Raw genomic sequence first — 848 nt, 5'->3', positions numbered from 1 at the left:
AAAAGAACCCCGGCGAGGGGAGTGAAAAAGAACCTGAAACCGTGTACGTACAAGCAGTGGGAGCACAGAGCAATCTGTGTTACTGCGTACCTTTTGTATAATGGGTCAGCGACTTATATTCTGTAGCAAGGTTAACCGAATAGGGGAGCCGAAGGGAAACCGAGTCTTAACTGGGCGTTAAGTTGCAGGGTATAGACCCGAAACCCGGTGATCTAGCCATGGGCAGGTTGAAGGTTGGGTAACACTAACTGGAGGACCGAACCGACTAATGTTGAAAAATTAGCGGATGACTTGTGGCTGGGGGTGAAAGGCCAATCAAACTCGGAAATAGCTGGTTCTCCGCGAAATCTATTTAGGTAGAGCGTCGAGCGAATACCCCGGGGGGTAGAGCACTGGATGGGCTATGGGGACTCACCGTCTTACTGATCCTAACCAAACTCCGAATACCCGGGAGTACTACTCGGCAGACACACGGCGGGTGCTAACGTCCGTCGTGAAAAGGGCAACAACCCTAACCTCCAGCTAAGGTCCCCAAGTCATGGCTAAGTGGGAAAGGATGTGAGGATCCCAAAACAACCAGGATGTTGGCTTAGAAGCAGCCATCATTTAAAGAGTGCGTAATAGCTCACTGGTCGAGTGACTCTGCGCCGAAAATGTACCGGGGCTAAACGTATCACCGAAGCTGCGGACTGTTCTTCGAACAGTGGTAGGAGAGCGTTCTAAGGGCTGTGAAGCAAGACCGGAAGGACTTGTGGAGCGCTTAGAAGTGAGAATGCCGGTATGAGTAGCGAAAGATGGGTGAGAATCCCATCCACCGTATGACTAAGGTTTCCTGAGGAAGGCTCGTC

1 rRNA gene is annotated in these 848 nt (G+C 51.3%); it reads left to right on the top strand.

Annotated elements, in window-relative coordinates:
• Nucleotides 1-848 (top strand): 23S ribosomal RNA (locus SB764_RS38160); the annotation flags it as partial.

Source organism: Paraburkholderia sp. SIMBA_027, assembly GCF_046535315.1.
GTDB lineage: Bacteria > Pseudomonadota > Gammaproteobacteria > Burkholderiales > Burkholderiaceae > Paraburkholderia > Paraburkholderia tropica.
This window is presented reverse-complemented; position numbering and strand designations above follow the sequence as displayed.